This is a genomic window from Streptomyces sp. NPDC059866, assembly GCF_042731325.1.
Lineage (GTDB): Bacteria > Actinomycetota > Actinomycetes > Streptomycetales > Streptomycetaceae > Streptomyces > Streptomyces flavusporus.
In genome coordinates, this window is record NZ_JBHWJT010000118.1 from 1 (window position 1) to 2,656 (window position 2,656).

General features: G+C 70.9%; 3 protein-coding genes and 1 pseudogene. 1 reads left to right on the plus strand and 3 read right to left on the minus strand.

The window, feature by feature from the left end:
* A pseudogene (locus ACFV7R_RS46910) lies at positions 1-125 on the plus strand (transcriptional regulator); the annotation flags it as partial.
* A gap of 98 nt (positions 126-223) precedes the next feature.
* Here ACFV7R_RS46910 and nusB read toward each other — a convergent pair.
* From nusB to ACFV7R_RS46925, 3 genes are all read right to left on the minus strand, one after another.
* Complete coding sequence (gene nusB, locus ACFV7R_RS46915; RefSeq protein ID WP_385276909.1) at positions 224-670, minus strand: transcription antitermination factor NusB; 447 nt, start codon at positions 668-670, stop codon at positions 224-226.
* A gap of 2 nt (positions 671-672) precedes the next feature.
* A complete protein-coding gene (gene efp / locus ACFV7R_RS46920) occupies positions 673-1,239 on the minus strand; it encodes an elongation factor P (protein ID WP_129796820.1) in 567 nt (188 codons plus the stop codon).
* A 62-nt stretch (positions 1,240-1,301) separates the two neighbouring features.
* Positions 1,302-2,414 carry an aminopeptidase P family protein gene (locus tag ACFV7R_RS46925; RefSeq protein ID WP_385276913.1) on the minus strand — a complete coding sequence of 371 codons (1,113 nt, stop codon included), beginning with the start codon at positions 2,412-2,414 and terminating at the stop codon, positions 1,302-1,304.
* Positions 2,415-2,656 lie beyond the last annotated feature (242 nt).

Here is a 2,656-nt window from a genome sequence, read left to right on the forward strand (position 1 = left end):
CGGGGGTGGGGGTCGGTCGGTCCGCGGGGGGGGACCCCGCGGTCCCCGTGCCGCGCGTTGCCTTGCGGGCGCAGTCGTCCGGCGTCCCCGTGCAGGAACTCCTTCCGGGCACCACCCCCGGCGGCGTTCTGAGCGCTTCGGGAGCCTTCTGAGCACCCGAGGGACACGAAAAACGCCTCAGGGCCGCAGCGTGCGAGCTGCGGCCCTGAGGCGTTCAGGTGACTCAGTCCCCGGCGTCCTCGGCGGTGCGACGCAGCGAGGGCTTGAGGTCCTTCAGCCGGCCGAGCAGTCCGTTGACGAACGAGGGCGACTCGTCCGTCGAGAACTCCTTCGCCAGCTGCACCATCTCGTCCAGCACGACGGCGTCCGGGGTCTCGTCGACCCAGATCAGCTCGTACGCGCCCAGGCGCAGGATGTTGCGGTCGACGACCGGCATCCGGTCGAGCGTCCAGCCGACCGAGTACTGCGCGATGAGCTCGTCGATCCGCTTCGCGTGCTGCGCGTAGCCCTCGACCAGTTGCATCGTGTACTCGCTCACCGGCGGCTGCCGGGTGTCGGTCCGGGAGAGCCGGATCCAGTCCGCGAGGACCGTCAGGACGTCGGCGCCGCGCTGGTCACCCTCGAAGAGGATCTGAAAGGCACGCTTGCGGGCCGTGTTGCGGGCAGCCACGGTTAGCTGGTCACCCGGCCGAGGTAGTCGCTGCTGCGGGTGTCGACCTTGATCTTCTCACCGGTGGTGATGAAGAGCGGGACCTGGATCTGGTGGCCGGTCTCCAGGATGGCGGGCTTGGTGCCGCCGGTGGAGCGGTCGCCCTGGACGCCCGGCTCGGTCTCCTGGACGGTCAGCTCGACAGCGGCCGGGAGCTCGACGAAGAGCACCTCGCCCTCGTGCTGCGCGACGGTGGCCATGAAGCCCTCGATCAGGAAGTTCGCGGCGTCGCCGACGGCCTTCCGGTCGACCATGAGCTGGTCGTAGGTCTCCATGTCCATGAAGACGAAGTACTCGCCGTCCATGTACGAGAACTGCATGTCGCGCTTGTCGACGGTGGCCGTCTCGACCTTGACGCCGGCGTTGAAGGTCTTGTCGACGACCTTGCCGGAGAGCACGTTCTTGAGCTTGGTGCGCACGAAGGCCGGGCCCTTGCCGGGCTTGACGTGCTGGAACTCGACGACGGACCAGAGCTGGCCGCCTTCGAGCTTGAGCACCATGCCGTTCTTGAGGTCGTTCGTGGAAGCCACGGTTGCGGAATCTCCTGGACTGACGTGGACGACCCCGGGGCAGGCGCCGCGGTGGTGTGCCGCTAGAGCGCGAGCAGCTCCTTGGTCGTGATGGTGAGTAGCTCGGGTCCGCCGTCCGCCTCGGGGCGTACGACGAGCGTGTCATCGATCCGGACGCCGCCCCGGCCCGGGAGGTGGACCCCCGGTTCGACGGTGACCGGCACGCAAGCGTCCAGTTTACCCATGGCCGAGGGGGCCAGCTGAGGGTCCTCGTCGATTTCGAGTCCGACACCATGGCCGGTGAGGGGCGGGAGGCCTTCTGCGTACCCCGCGGAATCCAGCACCTGGCGTGCGGCGCGGTCGACATCGCGGTAGGCGGAGCCGGGCGCCAGCATCTCCCGGCCGGCGCGCTGGGCTGCGAAGACCAGGTCGTACAGCTCGATCTGCCAGTCGGCGGGCGAGGTGCCGATGACGAAGGTACGGCCGATCTCGCAGCGGTAGCCGCGGTACGTCGCGCCCAGGCATACGGAGAGGAAATCGCCCTCCTCGACGCGGCGGTCGGTGGGGCGGTGGCCGCGACGGCCGGAGTTGGTGCCGGTGGCGACGGAGGTCGGGAAGGCGGGGCCGTCGGCGCCGTGGTCGACGAGACGGCGCTCCAGTTCCAGGGCGAGGTGGCGTTCGGTACGGCCCACGAGGATGGATTCCAGAAGCTCGCCGAGGGCCTGGTCGGCGATTTCGGCGCCGATGCGCAGGCAGGAGATCTCCTCCTCGTCCTTGACGACCCTGAGCTGCTCGACCGCGCCGCCGAGATCAGCGAGGCGCAGTCGGGGGGCGACCGAGCGGATGGCGCGGTGCCGGGCGACGGTGAGGTGGTGTTCCTCGACGGCGAGGGAGTCGGCGCCCTGGGATACGGCGAGGTCGGCGGCCGCGACGGCGGGATCGCCGGCGGGGCCGGGGCCGGGCAGGGTGTGAACGGGCAGGGCCTCGTCGGGGCGGCCTTCCGTCGGTTTCTCGTCCGGGGGGCCGGTGCAGACCAGCAGGTCCTCGCGCTTGCCGATCAGCAGGGCAGCACGCTGGGGTGCCGCTCCGGCGAGGTAGCGGACGTTGGCGGGACGGGAGATCAGCGCCGCTGCGCTGCCGGCCGCGTTGCAGCGCTCCCGTAGCCGGGTTCGGCGGGCCGCGTACACCTCTGACATGAGCCGAGCGTACGAGGGGTGAGCGGTGATCGCCGGTCGGGAGGGCCGAGTGGGGGTGTCTCCGACGGTTGAGCGGCGGGCGCTCGTGCCGGTGGGAGTGTCTCCGACGGTTGAGCGGCGGGCGCTCGTGCCGGTGGGTGGGTCGGGGTCGCGGGGGTGCGGCGAGCCCGCCGCGGGTTGCGCCCCTCCGCCGGCTGCCACGGTGGACGTCCGTTGGTAACCGGCTAAGCGGCGGGCTGCGC